The 20,523-nt window shown below is 56.6% G+C and carries 22 protein-coding genes; 5 read left to right on the forward strand and 17 right to left on the reverse strand.

All coding sequences use genetic code 11. The annotated features are described in order from the left end of the window. Window position 1: 1 nt before the first annotated feature. A complete protein-coding gene (locus tag KORM41_RS03110; RefSeq protein ID WP_068144358.1) occupies window positions 2-385 on the forward strand; it encodes a VOC family protein in 384 nt (127 codons plus the stop codon). A 246-nt stretch (window positions 386-631) separates the two neighbouring features. Beyond that, window positions 632-2,086, forward strand: coding sequence for a metallophosphoesterase (locus KORM41_RS03115; protein WP_231727114.1), 1,455 nt, complete (start codon window positions 632-634; stop codon window positions 2,084-2,086). Here the strand turns inward: KORM41_RS03115 and KORM41_RS03120 are convergent. From KORM41_RS03120 to folK, 12 genes are all read right to left on the reverse strand, one after another. Further along, the gene (locus KORM41_RS03120) at window positions 2,083-2,493 is read right to left on the reverse strand and encodes a nuclear transport factor 2 family protein (RefSeq protein ID WP_068144362.1); all 411 of its coding nucleotides are present in this window, start codon (window positions 2,491-2,493) and stop codon (window positions 2,083-2,085) included. The genes KORM41_RS03115 and KORM41_RS03120 overlap by 4 nt on opposite strands. A 71-nt stretch (window positions 2,494-2,564) precedes the next feature. After that, window positions 2,565-3,752, reverse strand: coding sequence for a glycosyltransferase 61 family protein (locus tag KORM41_RS03125; RefSeq protein ID WP_068144364.1), 1,188 nt, complete (start codon window positions 3,750-3,752; stop codon window positions 2,565-2,567). 43 nt (window positions 3,753-3,795) lie between these two features. Then, window positions 3,796-6,045, reverse strand: coding sequence for a DNA topoisomerase IV subunit A (parC, locus tag KORM41_RS03130; RefSeq protein ID WP_068144367.1), 2,250 nt, complete (start codon window positions 6,043-6,045; stop codon window positions 3,796-3,798). Between the two features lie 169 nt (window positions 6,046-6,214). Beyond that, window positions 6,215-6,973, reverse strand: a complete 759-nt coding sequence (gene recO, locus KORM41_RS03135) for a DNA repair protein RecO (RefSeq protein WP_068144371.1) — start codon at window positions 6,971-6,973, stop codon at window positions 6,215-6,217. Window positions 6,974-7,275: 302 nt separating this feature from the next. After that, a complete protein-coding gene (era, locus tag KORM41_RS03140; RefSeq protein ID WP_068144375.1) occupies window positions 7,276-8,193 on the reverse strand; it encodes a GTPase Era in 918 nt (305 codons plus the stop codon). Further along, window positions 8,193-8,855, reverse strand: coding sequence for a ribonuclease III (gene rnc, locus KORM41_RS03145; RefSeq protein WP_068144379.1), 663 nt, complete (start codon window positions 8,853-8,855; stop codon window positions 8,193-8,195). Before rnc ends, era begins: the two co-directional genes overlap by 1 nt. Before the next feature lie 10 nt (window positions 8,856-8,865). After that, a complete protein-coding gene (locus tag KORM41_RS03150) occupies window positions 8,866-9,603 on the reverse strand; it encodes a pyridoxine 5'-phosphate synthase (RefSeq protein WP_068144382.1) in 738 nt (245 codons plus the stop codon). Between the two features lie 18 nt (window positions 9,604-9,621). Next, a complete protein-coding gene (locus KORM41_RS03155) occupies window positions 9,622-10,176 on the reverse strand; it encodes a DUF2062 domain-containing protein (protein ID WP_068144385.1) in 555 nt (184 codons plus the stop codon). Between the two features lie 33 nt (window positions 10,177-10,209). Beyond that, window positions 10,210-10,791, reverse strand: a complete 582-nt coding sequence (gene pyrE, locus KORM41_RS03160) for an orotate phosphoribosyltransferase (protein WP_068144389.1) — start codon at window positions 10,789-10,791, stop codon at window positions 10,210-10,212. Between the two features lie 107 nt (window positions 10,792-10,898). Then, the gene (locus tag KORM41_RS03165) at window positions 10,899-13,037 is read right to left on the reverse strand and encodes a RelA/SpoT family protein (RefSeq protein ID WP_068144392.1); all 2,139 of its coding nucleotides are present in this window, start codon (window positions 13,035-13,037) and stop codon (window positions 10,899-10,901) included. 166 nt (window positions 13,038-13,203) lie between these two features. After that, the gene (gene rpoZ, locus KORM41_RS22460; RefSeq protein ID WP_068144395.1) at window positions 13,204-13,515 is read right to left on the reverse strand and encodes a DNA-directed RNA polymerase subunit omega; all 312 of its coding nucleotides are present in this window, start codon (window positions 13,513-13,515) and stop codon (window positions 13,204-13,206) included. 121 nt (window positions 13,516-13,636) lie between these two features. Next, window positions 13,637-14,215, reverse strand: a complete 579-nt coding sequence (gene folK / locus KORM41_RS03175; RefSeq protein ID WP_068144399.1) for a 2-amino-4-hydroxy-6-hydroxymethyldihydropteridine diphosphokinase — start codon at window positions 14,213-14,215, stop codon at window positions 13,637-13,639. A 148-nt stretch (window positions 14,216-14,363) separates the two neighbouring features. Between folK and KORM41_RS03180 the strand changes: the two genes are divergently transcribed. After that, window positions 14,364-14,957 (forward strand): LabA-like NYN domain-containing protein, encoded by a 594-nt coding sequence (locus tag KORM41_RS03180; RefSeq protein ID WP_068144404.1) that lies wholly within the window; start codon window positions 14,364-14,366, stop codon window positions 14,955-14,957. Between the two features lie 75 nt (window positions 14,958-15,032). Further along, entirely contained in the window at window positions 15,033-15,677 is a 645-nt protein-coding gene (locus KORM41_RS03185) for a uracil-DNA glycosylase (protein WP_068144739.1), read from the forward strand. A 120-nt stretch (window positions 15,678-15,797) separates the two neighbouring features. On the opposite strand, the gene KORM41_RS03190 is transcribed toward KORM41_RS03185, so the two are convergent. Beyond that, window positions 15,798-16,037 (reverse strand): hypothetical protein, encoded by a 240-nt coding sequence (locus KORM41_RS03190; RefSeq protein ID WP_068144406.1) that lies wholly within the window; start codon window positions 16,035-16,037, stop codon window positions 15,798-15,800. 149 nt (window positions 16,038-16,186) lie between these two features. Here KORM41_RS03190 and KORM41_RS03195 point away from each other — a divergent pair, with 149 nt between their 5' ends. After that, window positions 16,187-16,972 carry a cyclic nucleotide-binding domain-containing protein gene (locus KORM41_RS03195; protein ID WP_068144409.1) on the forward strand — a complete coding sequence of 262 codons (786 nt, stop codon included), beginning with the start codon at window positions 16,187-16,189 and terminating at the stop codon, window positions 16,970-16,972. Here KORM41_RS03195 and smpB read toward each other — a convergent pair. From smpB to KORM41_RS03215, 4 genes are all read right to left on the reverse strand, one after another. Continuing rightward, window positions 16,969-17,463 (reverse strand): SsrA-binding protein SmpB, encoded by a 495-nt coding sequence (smpB, locus tag KORM41_RS03200; RefSeq protein ID WP_068144412.1) that lies wholly within the window; start codon window positions 17,461-17,463, stop codon window positions 16,969-16,971. The two genes, KORM41_RS03195 and smpB, sit on opposite strands and share 4 nt — an antisense overlap. Window positions 17,464-17,468: 5 nt before the next feature. After that, window positions 17,469-18,359: a 4-hydroxy-tetrahydrodipicolinate synthase gene (gene dapA, locus KORM41_RS03205; RefSeq protein ID WP_068144415.1), complete on the reverse strand. Its 891-nt coding sequence runs from the start codon at window positions 18,357-18,359 to the stop codon at window positions 17,469-17,471. A 161-nt stretch (window positions 18,360-18,520) separates the two neighbouring features. Beyond that, window positions 18,521-19,840: a methyl-accepting chemotaxis protein gene (locus KORM41_RS03210; RefSeq protein WP_068144418.1), complete on the reverse strand. Its 1,320-nt coding sequence runs from the start codon at window positions 19,838-19,840 to the stop codon at window positions 18,521-18,523. Further along, the gene (locus tag KORM41_RS03215; RefSeq protein ID WP_068144421.1) at window positions 19,818-20,336 is read right to left on the reverse strand and encodes a PAS domain-containing protein; all 519 of its coding nucleotides are present in this window, start codon (window positions 20,334-20,336) and stop codon (window positions 19,818-19,820) included. The genes KORM41_RS03210 and KORM41_RS03215 overlap by 23 nt, the downstream gene beginning before the upstream one ends. Window positions 20,337-20,523 lie beyond the last annotated feature (187 nt).

Genomic DNA, 20,523 nt, shown 5'->3' on the forward strand with positions numbered 1-20,523 from the left:
AATGATCGGATATTCAACTGTTGGCACAAACGATATGGCGCGGGCTGCTGCCTTCTATGACGCCCTTTTTGCTGAAATGGGCGTGGACGCACGCGCGTGGGACAGTGACGGTTTCAAAGGCTGGTCCGCAGGCGGCCCCATGTTCTGCATTGCCAAGCCGGATGACGGCAACGGCGCAACCGTCGGCAACGGTGTGATGATCGCCATCGCAGCGCCAGACCGGGAAACCGTTGACAAAATGTATGCCAAGGCGATTGAGCTTGGTGCGACATGTGAAGGCACCCCCGGTCCACGACCGCGCGACAATGATGACAGCCCATTTTACGCGGGATACTTCCGGGACCTGGACGGCAATAAACTGAATTTCTTCCACTTCCGGCGCTAACAGCCGGATACTGGAAAAACACGAGTGAAGGGCGCTGGTTGCGCCCTTTTTCTTGAAAAACAAACAAAAGCTTTAATATATATGCTTATTGGTGTATTTCCAGATCATCACTTGTCTGTTCCCAGTCCCTGATCATCACACCATTTTTCGGGAATATACCACATGACCATCCGCGCCCTTTCTGCCGCCTTTATTCTCTCCACGTCCATTGCAGCTCCTGCCAGTGGCCAAATAGGGCCATCACCATTGAGCGCCCCTGACGGCAGCGTCATGGCAGCCTGGACCCAGATTACTGGTAACGGCTCCAAACAGGGAGACCTGACCGGCCTGGTTCGGGTTGCACTGGCAGGCACCGGTGGCCAGACAGCCTGCGACAGTTATAGCCTTCAGGTCTTCGGCGATGCCACTGCCCCCATACCCGCCTTGAAGGCCCGACAAAACGATGTCCCAAGCAAGTTCCCCGTGACGGTATGTGAGGCCCCGGTTGACCCTAAATGGAACACCATCGCCCTGACCACCGGCGGGAAGAAGGCGCCCTTGTGGCTGCCTGATGGCGCTGCTGGCCCATATGTATCATTCCCTACCTTGCACGCCGTAGGCCGCAGGAACGGTGGACAGATACAGATGGTAACTGTGGGCGACACCGGCTGCCGCGATAACAGCCAGCAGTCCTGCACCTCCAGCGCCACTTGGCCGTTTGGAACGCTGTCGGACGCCGCCGCTGCCCAAACACCAGACTTTGTCCTGCATGTGGGGGATTACCGTTACAGCCACAAAGGCCACAGCGACAGCTGGAAATATTGGTATGAGGAATTCTTCTATCCTGCCCGCAACCTGTTGCTGACAAGCCCCTGGGTGATGGTGCGCGGCAACCATGAAGCCTGCGGGTATGACAACCCCACACCCGTTGACGCCCCCTGGGGGACCGGCTGGTTCTACTTCCTGCAGCACCATGACGCGGCAAACTCCTTGTCCTGCCCCGCCGACAGCACAGAATCCACGCCTGACCCGACCGCGTATCAGCCACCTTGGTACTTTGATGTTGGTGTTATTGGGGGTGGCACCTTGAGGGCACCGCACCGCATCATCGTGATGGACAGCTCAACCGACACGCCTTCATCCAAGCAGGTGGCCAATTTCACGACCATGCTGGGCGATACCGCCGCTACCAACAGCGCCTGGTGGACCGGGCACCGCCCCATCTGGGGCATCAACCCCTATTCCCCGGTTTCAGCGCTGGAGGCCAATCTGGAACAAGACCTAACGGCTGCGCTTAAGTCCTTCAGCCAGGGCACGCCATGCTGGGCAGACAGCAACCTGCCCTGTTCGCTCAGAACCATGATCGCCGGGCACATCCATAACCTGGAACGTGTGCTGTTTTTCGGCACCGGGTCAAAATCCCAATCATGGATCAGGCCCATGCAATATGTTTCCGGAAACAGCGGGGTGGTGCTGACACCGCCAATGCAGGCAAGCCCCTGCGCCTTTAAAGTGCCGCAATATTCGCCGTCAACCTTTGGCCCAAACCTGGCTGCAACGGTTGACTGGCAAAATGCTTTCGGCTTCACCTTGTGGGAACGGGATCCCCTTACGCAGGAGCTTTCCGGCTGGAAAGAAACGCGCTATCTGCTCGACGGCGGCACGGTTGTTCCGTCTAGCCCACCAAGTATCACAGGCACCGTGACGTCGCCTACCTGTTAGGCGGCACTGCCGGCCATTGCTTTTTCCAGCATGGCCTTCATCATTTCATGGAGCTTGTTAACGGCCTTGAGCGGCCGGACCATGACCTTGAATTCGGTGATTTTACCGTCATCGTTCCAAGTGATCATGTCGATCCCGTCAATCTGGATACCGTCGATCTGTGTGTTGAACTCCAGCACCGCGCCGTTGTCGGTCAGATATTCGCCTACATATTTGAAGTCATCGTTTCCAAGCACCTTACCCGCGGCAGATAGATACATGAAGGTGATGGCCTTACCTACTTGCGGCGTGTGCACCACAGGCGAATGAAACACCACCTCGTCAGCCAGCATGTCGCTGAGCGCTTTCTCATCCTCGTCTGCAACGAAGTCATACCACACCCGCAAGTTCTGTCTGATTTGTTCCATGATCATTCCCCCTTCTGGTCTCTGGCAGTCTTATCCTTTGAGTTAATCCGAAAGCCTGCTCGGTCAATCGATCAGCCCAGAATTCTTCTCGCCAGCCCACAAAGGCCACGGCGCTTTGCGATGGCTGTCTTCAGGCGCTCGTTCTCTAGTGTATTTTCATGAAGGCGGCTGACTAGGAAGGCCACAAGCTCATCAGTATTGTCCACGTCCCGTATCTGATCCCTTAGATGAAGGGCTGCATATGACTGTAGATCAGCAATCATGTCAGGCTGTTCCGTCATTCGGGCGTCTTCGCGCAGAAATCGGTGATGCTTGAGGAAGTCGATCAAGCGGTCCAGCGGCACATAGCGAAGTCCCAAAGGCCTCTGTCGCCCGTCCCTTGTCGGGGATGCCACATGGCTGGTATCGTCAAACACCTCCAGTTCCCTGCATTTTGCTTCAATTGAATTGACGACAGCCTTTGCGTCCCGGGCCTTCCAGTCCGTCCGGCGAGCCCTTGAAATCAAAGCAACACGCGCGTCCGTGCGCGGCAGCAGGTCGAATAAATGGCAGGCGCTTCCATCAGACATTACGATTTCTTCCGCCTGCAGGAAAGTTGCAAGCTGACTGCGGAGGTCATGCTTTTCCGGCCTGAACGGCACATAGCCTTCCCCCTCAAGAAAGCGCTCGAAATCAGCCTCCCCCAGGAACCGGCGGTCTGGCAGGTGGCCCCTCAGGACAGCGAAGCGCCTTTCTGTTTCCAGATCATCCAGCCGGTTTTCCTGCGCGAGGCTTCCGAGGAACGCTTCATACTGCGGGTGCGGCGTCTCACCGATCGATTTGCCCTGCTCTGCGATTACAAGCCGCTCAATGATGCAGGGACTATCCACAACTTGCCACTTGCTAACACCGAAGTAAGCCATGCAGTCACGAAATACCTGCGGCACATGCTTTTTGCCGACAAATAAGACGGTGGCGTTTTCCAGGCCAGGCTCTCGCAGGACCCAAAGCCGGTGGACGAACTCGGCGATCAGGTGCCCGAAATGCCAGTGCAGCACGCCGCCATAAACAAAGGTATCGCCAGGCGCAGGTTTCAAGCGAGGCGCCCCCACCAGGTCTGCTTGAACCGCTTGGTCTTTACTAAGCTTGCCCCTGCGCCGATGGCGAAAGATGGCCGGCAATTGCTCCGGTGTGGCAAAGCCGCCGCGCAGATATGGCAGAAGTTTTTCGAATGGCACGAGCCCGACATCGTCGAACTCGCGGAACTTTAAAGCACGCATCGTTTCCCCCATTAAACGACTGGCTTGTATGTGAGGCGTTACCTTATCGGAACTTATTGCTCCGTGGGAAGCCCATTGGTGGCAGGCGGCCGGCATTACCACGTTTGCCTGTCCATGGTGCGAGCTCTGTTTCCGTACGCCAGCGGTCGCTGTTGCCACCCATTGGCCAGGTCAGGCCCTCTTCCTTGTGGAAGATCATCACGTCAGCCATGCCGCCATCCTTGTAACGCTGCAGCGTCACACCCTGCCCGCGCGCAAGTGTCGGTACTTCCTCGACATCAAATACCAGCAGCTTGCGATTTTCGCCGATTACGGCGACGCTGTCTCCGTCTACCGGAATACAGTGGGTGCCCACCGTGTCGCCCTTGACGTTCAGCAGCTGCTTGCCGCCTTTTTTCATGGCCACGGCGTTATCGGCTTCAGCAATGAAGCCCTTGCCGATGGAGGAAGCAACAAACAGCTTGCCACCAGGCTGATACGGCAGGATGGAGACAATCTCGTCATTGGCTTCCATATCCACCATCAGGCGCACGGGTTCACCGTTGCCGCGCCCACCCGGCAGCTTGTCAGCCCCCAGCGTGAATATCTTGCCGTTGGTGGCAAACAGGAAGATCTTGTCAGTCGTCTGAGCATGGAAGCGGAACCGCTCCTCATCGCCTTCCTTGTATTTCAGCTCTTCCTCTGGCTTCACATGGCCCTTGAGCGCCCTGATCCAACCGCGCTTGGAGCAGACAACCGTGATCGGTTCTTTCTCGATCATGGCTTCAAGCGGTACGACCTCTGCCACCGGCGCATCGCCAAAGCGGGTCCGGCGCTTGCCAAGGTCTGTTTCGGGACCGAAACGCTCTTTGATATCGCTGAGTTTGTCGCCAACCGCGATCCACTGGAGCTCTTCGCTGCCCAGCAGGGCCAGGATCTTGGATTTTTCTTCCTCAAGCTTGGCGTGCTCGGTGCGGATTTCCATTTCCTCGAGCTTCCTGAGCGCCCGCAGGCGCATGTTCAGGATGGCTTCGGCCTGGTTATCCGTCAGCTTGAAGGTGCTCATCAGGCTTGCCTTGGCGTCATCCTCTTCCCGGATGATGCGGATCACTTCATCCAGATTGAGGTAGGCAATCAGATAGCCGGAGAGGATTTCCAAGCGGCGCTCGATCTTCTCAAGCCGGAAGCGGTTGCGCCTCAAGAGCACGTCGATCTGGTGATCGAGGAAACTGTCCAGTATTTCCTTGAGCGACTGAACGCGCGGACGGTTGTCGAGCCCGATCACATTCATATTGAGCGAGAAGCGCGTTTCAAGCTCGGTGAACTTGAACAGGCTCTCCATCAGAACCTTCTCGTCCACCGTGCGGTTCTTGGGCTCCAGTACGATGCGCAGGTCTTCGGCGGATTCGTCGCGAACGTCTGTCAGGATCGGCAGCTTTTTGTCGCCGATCAGCTCTGCGATCTTTTCAATCAGCTTGGATTTCTGCACCTGATACGGAATTTCCGTGATCACGATGTTATAGAGGCCGCGCGGCAGTTCTTCCTTTTCCCAGCGGGCGCGAACCCGCAGGCTGCCCCGGCCGGTCTCGTAAGCGTGCAGGATGGTTTCCCGGTTCTCGACCACCTGGCCGCCAGTTGGAAAATCCGGGCCTGGAATACGGTCAAGAAGGTCAGATACCGTCACTTCGCGGGCCGGATTGCGGCGCGCTTCAATAAGAAGCTGCAGCCCGTCAACCAATTCGCCCACATTATGCGGCGGGATATTGGTGGCCATACCCACGGCAATACCGGATGAGCCGTTCGCCAAGAGGTTCGGGAAACTGCCCGGGAAGACGATCGGTTCTTCGTCTTCGCCATCATAGGTTTCGCGGAAGTCGACTGCGTCTTCTTCCAGCCCTTCCATCAGAACGGCGGCGACTTCGGTCAGACGGGCTTCGGTGTACCGCATCGCCGCCGCGTTATCGCCGTCAATGTTGCCGAAGTTGCCCTGCCCGTCCACCAGCGGGAAGCGCACGGAAAAGTCCTGCGCCAGACGCACCATGGCATCATAGACCGCCTGGTCGCCGTGCGGGTGGTATTTACCGATCACGTCACCAACCACGCGGGCACATTTCTTGTAACCGGTCTTTGGGTCCAGCTTCAGAAGCCGCATGGCATAGAGAAGCCGCCTGTGCACGGGCTTAAGGCCATCGCGCACGTCCGGCAGCGACCGGGACATGATGGTGGAAAGGGCGTATGCGAGGTAGCGTTCGCTCAATGCATCTGCGAACGGGGCCTCGATGATATTCTCTGTGAACTCAGGATTTGTCGTCATGGGCACGACTATATCAAGCACATCGCGCGTTTCCACAAGATATTGTGGTTATCCACAGCAAAATTTGACGATGGTGATATGACTGTCATGCTGAACTTGTTTCAGCATCCATAAAATGCCTGGCGCCGCAGTGCCTAGTGCAACTGACGCTATGGACCCTGAACCAAGTTCAGGGTGACGATTGAGAGACGGCCAAGCGGCTAAGCGTTGATAGGAACCGGTCACGCGCGGGCGGCATGCCCTTGCCGCTGACGACCCAGACAAAGCGATCAAGGAAGTATCCGGTGGTCCTGAGCGCGTCGAGCGCGTCGTGCATGCTGGCGTCTGCAAGCTGGCCTTCGGTCATGAAGGCAGGCAGTGGCAGCAGCTTGCCTTTATAGGGCCCGCCTGCCTCCAGGCTGACCGCCCGCCCGGTTTTGGGCGAGACATAGCGCAGGTTTTCCGTGGTGCCGGTACCTGCGCACTGGGAAAGGTCAAGCCCATAGCCGAGTTCCTTCAGGATCGCGAGCTCAAGCTTCGCCAGCGCCCCGGCCCACAGCGCGATATCGCCGTCAGATTCTTCCAGAAGCGCAACAACAGCTTCAAGTCGTTCGAACAAGCCTTCATGGGGTTCGCGTTCCGGCATGGTGCTGGCCACCACGGCGGTAATGGCGGAAAGCGCGGAGATGCGGTTGCCGTCGCCCATCATGAGGCCCAAGGGGCTGTGGATCAGCTCGTGCGTGAAACGGCCCAGGTTGGTCTCCAGCCGCGCGCGCCAGGAAACGGAAAGGCGGTTGCCCACCTGCAGGTTGGCTTTGTTCCGGCGGCTCATCCCCGCCTTCACATAGCCGCGCGCACGACCGTGGGAGCGGGTCATCAACTCCAGAAGCGCGTCATGCTCGCCAAAGCGGTTTGCCGAAAGAACAATACCTTCATCCTGCCATTCCACGCGATGCCTCTATATCGAACTAGTTTCTGTTAAGTCTACCCCACATTTTGGGCATTTCGTCGGCGGGAATACACGGCTGGTAATTCTATTGTAAGTCATTGGCCGACAACTGCATGCTCTACACCGCCAAGTCATGTAATTGATGTTGCCCACCATCATTACAAGAAACAGGGGCACAAAAGCCGACATTTTTAGATCAAAGGAATCCGCGAACACAAATATTGGAATTGCAAAGATGGCAACAAGCACGAAAACTTTTGCCACTATGTTTGTAAATTTCCAGCGCGTCACTTTTAGCCGCCCTATTCGACGAAATCGAGGCCCATGTCCTGATACATGGTGCGGTCTTCGGCCCAGCGTTCGGTCACGCGCACATGCAGGAACAGATGCACCTTGCGGCCGAACATCTCTTCAAGCTCTTCGCGCGCCATCTGGCCCAGCGTCTTGAGCATGGTACCGCCCTTGCCGATCACGATACCCTTCTGGGTTTCGCGCTGTACGTGGATGACCTGCTCAATCCGCACGCTGCCGTCCTTGCGCTCTTCCCATTTTTCGGTCTCAACCGTGGTGGCGTAAGGCAGTTCGTCATGCAGCCGCAGGAACACCTTTTCGCGCGTTACTTCAGCGGCCAGGATACGCATGGTTACGTCCGCCACCTGGTCTTCCGGGTACATCCACGGGCCCACAGGCGCGCGTTTGGCCAAAAACTTCTTCAGGTCAGCCACGCCGTCGCCATTGATGGCCGAGATCATGAAAATCTCATCGAACACGCCGGTCTCGCTGAGCTCCTGCGCGAGCGCGAGGAGGCTGTCACGTTTGACCGTATCGATCTTGTTGATCGCCAGATGCACGGTGCGGCCTGCCTTTTTAAGCGCCTCGATGATCTTCTCTACTTCTTCATTGAGGCCCTTCTTGGCGTCAATCAGCAGAACAGTTTCCTCAGCGTCCTCGCTGCCCTTCCAGGCGGCGTTGACCATGGCGCGGTCAAGCCGGCGCTTGGGCTGGAAAATGCCCGGTGTGTCAATAAACACCAGCTGGGCGCCCAAGTCTTCTTGCATTGCGATGCCTGTGATGCGCGTGCGCGTGGTTTGCACCTTATGGGTCACAATCGCCACCTTGGCGCCAACCATGGCATTAAGCAGGGTGGATTTACCCGCGTTCGGTGCACCGATCAGGGCAACGAACCCACAGCGGGTTCCTGGTGTAGCCGTTTCGGCCATTATCTTTCTCCTGTAAGCGTCGCCAGCAGCTCTGCTGCGGCGGCTTGTTCGGCCTGGCGCTTGGCACTGCCCTGCGCTGTCGCCGATCCTTTGTTCTCGACTGTGGCTTCAATGGTGAAAACCGGGCTGTGGTCAGGCCCTGACCGATCCACCGTTTTGTAGAATGGCAGCGGCAGGCTTCGGGCCTGACACCATTCCTGAAGCTGGGTCTTGTGATCCTTGTGCACACTGGGGCCTTCCTTCATCAGGGGCGCCCAGTGCTTGCGAATGAATTTGTCCGCCACCTCAAACCCGCCATCCAGATACATGGCGCCGATCACGGCTTCAGTGACGTCCGCCTGAACGGCTTCCTTGGTGCGCGTGCCTTCGGCTTCCGCGCCCGGCGTCACCTTCAGTGCATCAGCAAGGCCAAGGGTGCGCGACATCTCAGCCAGCGTTTCCCGGCGCACAAGCGCTGTGAAGCGGCGGTTCAGCTTGCCTTCCGCCTCGCCTGGGAACGCCTCAAGAAGGAGCGTCGCAACAGAAAGCCCTAAAACCCGGTCCCCCAGGAATTCAAGCCGCTGATAATTGTGCGATCCAGACAGCGAAGGGTGTGTCAGCGCTTCTTCAAGAAGGCTGGGACTGGTGAAGGTATAGTCTGCGATGGTCTTTTGAATACTCATATATCTCTTTTTACGCGCGGGCTTCGTCCATCAGGCGGCGCATTTCCTTAATGGAGGCTTCAAGGCCGTGGAAGATGGCTTCCCCGATCAGGAAGTGGCCGATATTCAGTTCCACCAGCTCCGGAATTGCTGCAATGGGCTTGACAGTATCATACGACAGGCCGTGCCCTGCGTGTATCTCAAGCCCTTTGGCCGCGCCATAGGCAACCGCACGGCGGATGCGCTCAAGCTCTTCGGCTTGTGGTTCTCCAGTGAGCTCACAGTATGCGCCAGTATGCAGTTCTGTTACTGGCGCACCAAGTGATACGGCAGCGTCCAGCTGTGTTTCATCCGGGTCGATAAACAGGCTTACCCTGCAACCGGCCTTGTTCAGTTCGTTCACATAGTGTTTCAGCCGGTTGTGTTGGCCAGCGACATCCAGCCCGCCTTCTGTCGTCAGTTCCTGGCGTTTTTCGGGCACCAGGCAGACGGCATGTGGCTTATGGCGAAGCGCGATCTCCAGCATCTCTTCCGTGGCCGCTATTTCCAGATTGAGCGGCACGGACAATACGTCAGAGAGTGTGGCGATATCTTCATCCGAAATATGCCGGCGATCTTCGCGCAGGTGCGCGGTAATACCGTCCGCGCCTGCCAGAACCGCAAGGCCTGCCGCGCGCACCGGGTCCGGGTGGCGGATACCGCGGGCGTTACGAATGGTTGCCACATGGTCAATATTGACCCCGAGACGAAGTCTGCTCTTGTTACTCATTTGATGCCTCTGCGTCGCCTACCGCGACTTCTTTGCCTGTCGTCTGTTTAGTCTTGCGGCATGATAGCCCGTCAGCAGCCCTTTAAAAGAAAAATAGAAAAGAAGCCACACAACGATTGCCACCGGCACGCCCCCTACAAGTAACGGAAACACGACCGGCAGGAAAGCAGAGAGATAGGTAACCGGATCACCCAGCAGCGCATCCCAGTTCCAGGCCGGGATTTCGGCAACCACGGCATCCCCCAGGATCAGGCCGCCTACCTGCCCGGTCAGCGCAAAAATGAACGGGAATGTCCAGGGATTGCCAATTGCTGTCCCGATCGCCGATGCCAGCAAATTGCCCCTGACAAGCCAGGCAACGGCAAACCCCATGAGGAAATGGAGGCCAAGGAACGGCGTGAAAGAAACAGCCGCGCCAGACGCCACCCCGGCTGCAATGCTATGCGGCGTGCCCGGCAGGCGCGCAATGCGGTGCCAAAGATACTGACCGGCGCGCTTGAGCCCCGAGCGCGGCCAGAGCCAGCCCAGGAGCTTCTTCCACCACGGCAATTGATGGCGGCGCCGAAACAGCATGTCGGTCTACTTTCTCTATGCCCCGAAAGGCAGTTATGATTTCAGGCCACGACTACCCGGCTTGACGGCAGGGATGGCTTTCAACTCTTCCGGCAGGTCTTCCGGCTTATAAGTTGGTGCGTCGATGGTTGCCAGCGCCGTGATCGGCGCGCCAACGTCAGCCCGACCGCCAGAGCGGTTGATCAGACAGCCAGCAGCCACAACATTACCACCAGCAGCGTTAATGGTTTCAATACATTCGCGGGACGACAGGCCAGTGGTGATAATGTCCTCCATCATCAGGATACGCGCGCCCTGTGGCAGGTCGAACCGGCGAAACTTGAACTCGCCTTCAACGCGTTCACAGAAGATGCTGTTCACACCCAGTTGGCGGGCGACTTCATAGCCCACGATCACGCCCCCCATTGCCGGGCTGACAACCAGGTCGATCTCTACCCCTGTGGCTTTCAGCTTTTCAGCGAAAGCGGCACACAGGCGGCCCGCACGCTCAGGGTTCATCAACACCCGTGCGCACTGCAGATAGACAGAACTGTGGAGCCCGGAGGACAGTTTGAAATGGCCTTCAAGAAGCGCGTCCGCCGCGCGAAATTCGTTCAAAACCGCTTCCTGGTCCATGGCTCAAGCTCCTGTTTCCGGCGAATGTAAAAATAGCTATAGCGCGGATAGTGCGCGCGTGGCCGAAGGTCAAGCAATTTCAGGCTTTATGCGGCGAAATGACAGCCTTATCCGATTACCCGGTCCACGCGGCTGATTACACGGCTGACCCGAAGCGCACGGCTAATGTCATTGAGATGTTTCACATCGCGCACTTCCACATCCACAACCATCACATAAAATTCCGGGTCGCGATCCGGGATCTCGAGGTTCGAGATATTACCGCCACCCTTGGAAACCGTTGCAGCAATGCTTGCAAGCGCGCCGCGTTCGTTGACCACTTCAAGGCGAAGACGGCCCGTGTAGAAGGCACCGTCGCCCTCGCCGTCTTCCCAGCGTAGGTCCAGCCAAAGGTCCGGGTGGTCATCATAGTGGCTCAGCGTACTGCAATCGATGGTATGGATTTCCGCTCCCTTGCCCGGAACGCGAATACCCACGATCCGGTCCCCGCGTACGGGGTGGCAGCATTCAGCAAAATGAATGGCGGATTCCTGGTTAATACCGGAAATGGGCACTGCATTGCCGCCCGTTTCCTCCCAGTCGTGGTGAACTTCCGGCAGGCCTTCGCCGCGGGCATCTTCCTTGAAGCCGGGGAATGCCGCGCGCAGGATTTCCTCTTCCGTCAGCGTGCCCTGCCCCACCAGCGCATAGAGCATGTTCGCGTCATCAAGATTCAGCACCTTGGCCGCCTGTTCGATCACCCGGTCAGAGAAATCAAGGCCATTGCGGCGACAGGCTTTTTCAATCAGCGTGTGGCCAAGCTGGCCGTATTCCACCTTGCGCTTGTGCTTGACGTGGCGGCGGATGGCAGACCGTGCCTTGCCGGTGATCACGAAGCTGTCCCAGCGCGGCGATGGCGACTGGCCTTTGGACGTCAGAATCTGAACCTGGTCACCGTTCTGCAACTGGTGCCTAAGCGGCACCATCCGGCCATTGACCTTAGCGCCAACGCAGTGGTCGCCCACTTCCGTGTGCACCGCATAGGCGAAATCCACCGTGGATGAACCGCGCGGCAGGGAAACCAACTCCCCTTTCGGCGTGAAACAGAACACCTTGTCCTGGAACATCTCAAGCTTGGTGTGCTCAAGGAACTCCTCGGGATCATTCGTATGTTCCAGAATTTCCAGAAGTTCACGCACCCAGCGGTACTGTGAACCCTCAACCTGTTCGGCGCCCTGCTTGTACTGCCAGTGCGCGGCCACACCGATTTCAGCCTGCTCATGCATCTTGTGGGTGCGTATCTGGATTTCCAGCCGGTAATTCTGCGGGCCGATCACCGTGGTGTGGATAGACCGGTAGAAATTTCGTTTCGGGGTGGAGATATAGTCCTTGAAGCGGCCCGGCACCATCGGGAACGTCTGGTGCACAACCCCAAGCGCCCTGTAGCATTCCTCAACGTCATCCACCTTCACACGGAACGCCATGACATCAGACAACTGCTCGAAGGTGATATTCTGGCGCTCCATCTTGCGCCAGATGGAATATGGTCGCTTTATCCGTCCGCTGACCTTGGCCTCGATGCCCTTATCCTTCATCAGGTTGCTCAGGGCCTCGACCATGTCTTTTTCAAGGTCCGGGCTTTCCTCAATCAGATAATGCAGGCGGGCATTGATTGATTCCATCGCTTCCGGGTCAAGATGCTGGAACGACAGATGCTCAAGCTCGTCCTTCAACTCATGCATACCGATCCGCTCGGCCAGCGGCGCATAGATTTCCAACGTCTCAAGCGAGATACGACGCCGTTTTTCAGGCTTTTTGATGTAGAAAAGCGTGCGCATATTGTGCAGCCGGTCGGCCAGCTTCACCAGAAGCACGCGGATATCGTTCGACATGGCCAGCAGGAATTTACGGAAGTTTTCCGCCTGCCTGAGGCTTTCGGTCTGCATCTCGATTTTCGAGAGTTTGGTCACCCCGTCAACCAGTTCAGCAACCTTGGGGCCGAAGAGCTCTTCGATCTCTTCGATGGTGGCGACCGTGTCTTCAACAACGTCATGGAGAAGTGCTGTGGCGATGGTATTGCCGTCCAGCTTCATGTCCGTCAGGATGCCCGCAACCTCCAGCGGATGCGAAAAATACGGGTCCCCGGACGCGCGTGTCTGCGTGCCATGTGCTTTCATTGCAAACACATAGGCCCTGTTAAGCAAGGCTTCATCGACATTCTTGTCGTAGGCCCTGACCTTCTCAACAAGCTCAAACTGACGGATCACGCGTTCTTCTCACTTCGTCTTTTACACAACACCGAATAGACAGAAATAATGGTTCTGGCGGATTAATCCAGCCCTTATTCAGCCTTAGCCAACATCGGTAAAGCAACCATAAAAAAAGCCCGACCATGTGGCCGGGCTTTTTGGGTATTCCGTTTTTGGAAAAGGCTTATTCCGCGCTGTCTTTCTTCGCGTCGCCATCTTCCATACCGGCCATCAGAATGGACATATCCACTTCTTCCGGCTCGTCGGATTCTACTACTTTCCTGAGGCCGTGGATCACTGATTCCATCAGGTCATCAGCCACGACTTTTTCTTCCGCGATCTCGCGCAGGGACACAACGGCGTTCTTGTCGTTGTCGCGCTCAACCTCAAGCGGAGCACCGGAAGAGATTTGACGGGAACGCTGTGCAGCAGCGAGCACCAGATCAAACCGGTTGGTTACTTTATCAACGCAATCCTCAACGGTAACGCGAGCCATGCTTTATTCTCCAATTCTTCTGTCCGCCGGTACTGGCTTCAGCCGTCCGGCATACGAGCGCCCGCTTATACAGGCGCCACCCGCCCCTGTAAAGCTTGGAATCACTATAATCGCAATCAACTTATATGCCAGCAGCAATTTGTTTGACGCCAACACAGAGGCCCTGCTGCCGCATGCTCAACAAAAGCTCACTAACCGTTTGTTTTAAAACAGGATGCTGCCAATTCGGGGCTATGTCGTTCATTGGCATAAGCACGAAGGCGCGTTTGTGAGCGCGCGGGTGCGGCACCATGGGTTCTTCGGTATAGGCCGCTGGGTCTTCGCTTTCTGCCAGGGCCGTCCAGCCCTCAAGCGACGGCAGCACCATGTCACCATAGCTGATCAGGTCAATATCAAGTGTGCGGGCGCTCCAGCGTGCGGCGATCATCCGGCCATAGTCGGCTTCCAGCCTCTTGCAAATGTCAAGGAGGTCATCAGGGTTCAGGCTTGTCTCAATCAGCACACAGCCGTTCACAAAATCGGGCACGTTTTCGTCCCCATCAAGGGTGACAGCTTTTGTCCGGTAGATTGGGGAAACTGCAAGCATCTTGCCTGCACGAATTGCAAGATCGGCAATTGCGGCTTTGATTGTATCGGCAGGCTGACCGGCATGTGACGGCAGGTTTGCCCCAACGCCTAATACGACTTGTTGCTTTGACATATGCTCCCCCCGGAAAAGTTGCTGGAAAGGGTCAATTATTCAACCCAAATTTACCAAAACTTAAGCCCCTGATAGCATGATCAAAGCATAGTTTGTACGCGATTTTGTTGCTTGGTGATTTTTAAATTTTTAAGCGATTGGACCTCTTATGATTTTCTATCCAGAAGAGCGTCTCGGCCTATTTATCGACGGCGCCAATCTTTACGCTACTGCCCGTGCTCTCGACATGGAGATCGATTATAAAAGCCTAAGGGCGCATTTTTCCGAAAAAGGCCGCTTGGTGCGCGCTTTCTATTACACAGCTATTCTTGAAGACCAGGAATATTCCCCGCTCAGGCCGCTCATTGACTGGCTGGATTATAACGGCTTTACGCTGGTGACAAAACCCGTGAAGGAATTCACGGATGAACATGGCCGCCGCAAGATCAAGGGCAACATGGATATCGAAATCGCGGTTGATATGCTGAATATCTCTGACGCGCTGGATCATGTTGTGCTTTTCTCCGGCGACGGCGATTTCCGCCGCTTGCTGGAAGCCATCCAGCGCCGGGGCGTGCGCGCCACTGTCGTCAGCTCGAACAGGACCCAGCCCTCCATGATCGCAGATGAACTGAGACGTCAGGCCGACCAGTTCGTTGACCTGGAGAACCTGCGTGATGTGATCGGGCGCACGTCCGGCGGCAACTCGCGCCAGCCCGACACGCGCAAAGCTTATGAAGACCTTCAGGTTGAAAGCACCTGACGGACAGGCTAAAGTCCCGGCCAACCAATGATCAAGGCGGCTTTGGCCGCCTTTCCTGTGTCCAGAGGCCCGCCAATGCCCCGATATCCCGCTGAACCGAAACCTAGCTGCAGCCGCTGCCCGCGCCTTGTGGCCTTCCGGCGCAAGAACGAGCGCGCCTTCCCAGACTATTTCAATGGCGCGGCACCCAGTTTCGGGCCAGAAGGCGCCCGCGCCCTGATCGTGGGCCTGGCACCAGGGCTGCACGGTGCCAACAAGACAGGCCGCGTATTCACGGGCGACGCGTCAGGCGAGATGCTGTTCAGCTGCCTGCAGGAAGCCGGGCTCACAACCGGCCAGTTCGAGAATGACCCCAAGGACGGCTTTGACCTGGACGGCATCATGATAACCAACGCTGTGCGCTGCGTGCCGCCAGAGAACAAACCGACGGCAGCTGAGGCCGCCAAATGCCGCCCGTTCCTGGAAAGCCGCATTAGGGAACTGCCAAACCTGAAGGCTTTGTTTGCCCTTGGGAAAATTGCCCACGATGCCACGCTGCGCACGCTCGGGCTGAAGCTTGCGGACTATCCGTTCGCGCATCAGGCGGTGCATAGCTTGCCGAATGGCCTGACACTCATCGATAGCTATCACTGCTCACGCTACAACGTGAACACCAGGCGGCTGACGCGGGAAATGTTCCTGGCCGCCCTAGCTGACCTGAAGAAGGCGGCAAACCTTTAGCCTTATGGTCAGGCCGGACATAGCCTGCATCAATAGGAAAGCGGCGGTGCAATGGGGGCTACACCGCCGCTCTTACTCGGAACGGATACTCAGAACTTCAGGAGGAAAGCGACGACGGCCTCAAGCCGCCATCACTTCATTCGCTAGTTCGGACTGGCTGGAGAGCCAGGCTCCGACCTTATCAAGCACATCCCGGGGGCCCATATGGGCTGCGGCCCCAGGGCCTGCAACGACGGGGAAAAGGCTGGCGGCCGTCGCCGCGTCACCGCTTTCCACCGCCATGATCAACGCCCGAGTGAGATTTGGGCGCATGGCTGCAATGGTGTGTGCATAAGTCCGGGGGAGGATATAATCTGCCATTGCTTTTACCTTTGTCGTTCTAGACGACTCAATTACACTATAAATTCCTTAATTTTCAGATAAGACCACAAGATATGGTATTTTCTGCACATTTACCGGTGGTAAAAAACAAGGTAGAATCCCCCAGAGAGGCAGGATAAGGAGGCCGTATGACCGTCCAACCTTCAAGCATGGGCGAACAAGTCACCTTCAAGAAGGGGGACATCATCTATGCGCAGGATGACGACAGCACCGGCGTATACATGATTCTGGACGGCCAGATTGATATCTGGCGTTTTGAAGGGGAAAACAGTCACCATATTGCGGCGCTTGGCAGCGGCGAACTGCTTGGTGAAGTCAGTGTGATTGAGAAGAAGAAGCATTCGGTGACCGCCCGCGCCTCGCGCGACACCATCGCGCTTTTCATCACTGCCGAAGCCTTCCGCAAAAGCTTTTCCGACCCCCTTGTGCGCCATGTTGTGCACACTTTGGCAAACCGGCTCAGGAGCTCCTACGCCATCCAGAGCGCAATCCAGGAAAAGACGGACCAGCCAGCCCAATATAAAAGCAAGCACCCCATCATTGAGGGGGAAAGCCGCCTTGTCGCCGACAAACTGCTGACCTTTACGGAAGTGAAGGAATTCCCCTTCACCGTCGGCAATATCTCAAGCAAGAGTGATCATGCAATCGTGGGCGCCGTAACGCTGAAGGTGCCGCTTAATCACACGCCAGAGCTTTCAGACAGTCATTTTGAGGTCATCAAGCGGGACGGCAGCATCTGGATCAGGGATCTGGGCAGCCAGCACGGCACCATGGTGAATGGCCAGAAACTGGGGAAATATACGCTGAATGCCACGGCGAAACTGAAAACAGGCTGGAACCACGTGTCTGCAGGCGGGCCTGAAAGCCCTGTCAAATTCCTGATAACCGTGCCACCCGGGGCGGGTGACGCCTAGCCGTTTTCCTTCATCAGGCGGGATTTCTGGCGCGCCCAGTCACGCTGTTTGACGTCCTCACGCTTGTCGCGGACATTCTTACCCTTGCCAAGGCCGATCAGGATCTTGGCCCTGCCCCGTTCTGTAAAATAGACCTTCAGCGGCACAAGTGTATAGCCCTGGCGCTGGACCGCGCCCGCAAGACGGTTGATCTCGCGCCGGTGCATCAGAAGCTTCCGCGGCCTGCGTGGCTCGTGATTGAAGCGGTTGCCGTGGGAAAATTCAGGGATATGGGCGTTCACCAACCACAGCTCGCCATCTTTTTCTTCGGCGTAGCTTTCGCGGATGTTGGCTTCACCGTTCCGAAGCGATTTCACTTCGGTGCCAGATAGCACGATCCCCGCCTCATATTCGTCTTCTATATGATAAAGGTGCCGCGCCTTGCGGTTATCCGCCGCGACACGATTTGGCAGGGTTCCGCCCTTTTTCTTGTTTTTATTCTTGCCAGCCATGTGGGTTATCCAAGCGCTACAGTCTCAAGTTCGAGATCATGCAGAATTGCATCCAAAGTCGAACGAAGCGCTTCCGTGGCCGGCAACAGCGGCAGGCGAACCATATCGGTGCCGATGCCCCGTGTTGAGCAGGCATATTTGGCCGGCGCCGGGCTTGGTTCTGCAAACATGGCGCGGTGCAGCGGCATAAGCTTGTCCTGGATGGCAAGCGCTGTTTTATAGTCACCCGCCAGGCAGGCTTCCTGCATTTTCGCACACAGGCTTGGGGCCACATTCGCAGTCACGGAAATACAGCCCACGCCGCCCATGGCGTTAAAGCCGTGCGCCGTGGCATCTTCGCCGGACAGTTGAATGAAATCCGGTCCCATGGCAGCGCGCTGGCTGGCGCAGCGGTCCAGATCACCCGTCGCATCCTTCACACCAACTATCCGCGGCAACTCAAAAAGCTGTGCCATCGTGTCAGTGGCCATGTCCACCACAGACCGGCCGGGAATGTTATAGATGATGATCGGCAGATCAGAGGCGTCATGCACCGCCTTGAAGTGGGCATAAAGGCCAGCCTGGCTTGGCTTGTTATAGTAAGGCGTCACGACAAGCGCACCGTCGGCCCCAACCTTTTCGGCGTGTTTGATCAGCCCGATGGCTTCCAGCGTGTTGTTTGAGCCCGCACCCGCGATCACCGGCACGCGGCCACCGGCGGCTTCCACACAAAGCTCGACCACCAGCTTGTGCTCGTCATGGCTCAGCGTAGGGGATTCACCCGTGGTGCCCACAGGCACAAGCGCGTGGCTGCCTTCCTTGATTTGCCAGTCGACAAACTTCTGGAACGTGTCACCGTCAACTTTACCGTCTGCCGTAAAGGTGGTGATTAGCGCTGGGATTGAGCCTTTAAACATACCGATGGCCTTTTACTGTAAAAAATCTCGGCGCACCCTAACGCCGCGCAGGTCAAAGGGCAATAGGCAGAAGGCACCCCCGGCTTGCAAAACCACGCATTTTATCTCCTGCAAAAAGCAAGTTTTGCTTTTTGCAGTCAACAAAGCCGTCAGGTTAGCCGTTAGCGCTGCAGGTAGGCGTCCAGTTCCTGCAGCAACGCGTCTGATTCCGCCGACAGGCGCTCGGTCGAAGAACGGAGTTGTTCTGCGGCCGTTCCCGTCTTCTGGGCATCAACAGATGCTTCCCTGAGATCATGGCCCAAAGAACTGGTCATGGTGAAGGCGGATTGGGCATGTTCGCTGATCTCCTGCGTGGCCGCATTCTGCTCGCTCATGGTTCCTGCCACGATACCAAAGCTTTCGTTCATGCTCTCAATGGTGTCTGTGATTTTCCGAATTGAGTCCGCCGCATTTCCTGCTGCTTGCTGGATAGCGCCGATCTGGTCGGCAATATCACCGGTGGCCCGCCCTGTCTGGGACGCCAGCGCCTTTACCTCGCTTGCCACGACGGCGAAACCTTTGCCAGCCTCCCCTGCACGCGCCGCCTCAATGGTGGCATTCAGGGCAAGAAGGTTCGTTTTGTCCGATATTTCCTCAATCAGGCGAATGATTGACGTGACCTTGTCAGACGCCACAACCAGATCCTGAACGATCTGTTCCACATTTGTTGCCTCGTCCACGGCAGACTGAATATCAGAGGATGACATCGACACCCGCCGGCTAATCTCATTGATGGAGGATGTCATTTCCTCCGATGCTGCAGCCACCGATTTTACGGCTTCCTCTGCCCCCAGAACGGTGTTGTTGGCCGCAGTGCAGCGACTTGAAGATTCACGTGCCGTATCCGCAAGCATCTCCACCGCAGCCCGCATTTCCGACATGCTGGCCACAACATTTCGCACATTGCCGCTGAATTTTTCAGTGATTGCCGCTGATGCCTTCTGGCGTTCATGCATCGCGTCAAGGGCACCATTGATAACGCCTGCCTGATGCCTGAATGCGCCACCAAAACCGGTTCGGCGCACCTGGCGGTAGTAAAGATCATCGCGGACGAATTCCATCGCAGCCCCTGCTTCGCGAATGAAGGCGTCGGACATATCAATGAAATCGTTCACCTGATGCCTGAGTTCGCAAAAGGCTTCGTTTGCATCTTCCTGAAGAGGAACCCTGCTTTCAAGGTCGCCGCCCGTGACCTTTGCAAGCGTATCTGTGACGGCGGCCATCTCCCGCTCATATTGCTCACACTGCCGGGATTTTGCCACAAGGGCTTGCGCCACGGCCCAAATGGGCGACAGGGCCTCCGCCTCGCCACCTTCAGGAAGCGATATATTGGTTTCCCCCGCACAAACAGCGCGACAGACATCCATCAGCGTGTCCAGCTCGGGGCCGCTGATCTTGCCTGTAAGCCCCTCTTTCGGGTTAAATCGAGAAAATAAATTCATCGTAGTTCACCCCTTTTTCCTGCAGCCACTGTTCCAGAAAGTGACAGCTTGCCTGAATACCGTCTTTTCGGCGGTCGGATTTGGCCTCAATTTTGAGCATTTCGTCGTAAATCGGCCGGATGATGTCGAGCGCGGCTTTGCGCGGAGCGCGCCTGTTGGAATGATACCCAACCGCCTGCCCGGACTGGTCGAAACTGGGCGTCACATGGGCGAGCACCCAATAATAGTCGCCGCTTTTTGTGCTGTTGATAACGTAAGCGAAGATTTCCTTCTTTGCCTGCAGCCGTGTCCAGAGCATCTCGAACACGCCCCGCGGCATAGCCGGATGACGGATGATGTTGTGGGGGCGTCCGATCAATTCATCTTCGGCATAATCTGCAATGGAACAAAACAGCCGGTTCACATAAGTGATCCGGCCCTTCAAGTCAGTCTTGCTGACGATGATTTTGTCTGTGTCGAAGACACGTTCCTCGCCAGGATATTTTCCGGATGTCATGGGTATCTGCTTCGCCTATGCCTGATGCTTGCGGGCAATCAGCAATAATAAATGCCGATTTCCGTAGCGTTACCTGATGTATAGAAATATACGTAGCGCCTACATGAAGCAGCAAGGCGGCACCTATTAACTTAGGTTAACAAGGTTTAACTATGCTCTCTCGATGGGACTTCTATAGTTAAGAGAA

Source organism: Kordiimonas lipolytica (assembly GCF_001550065.1).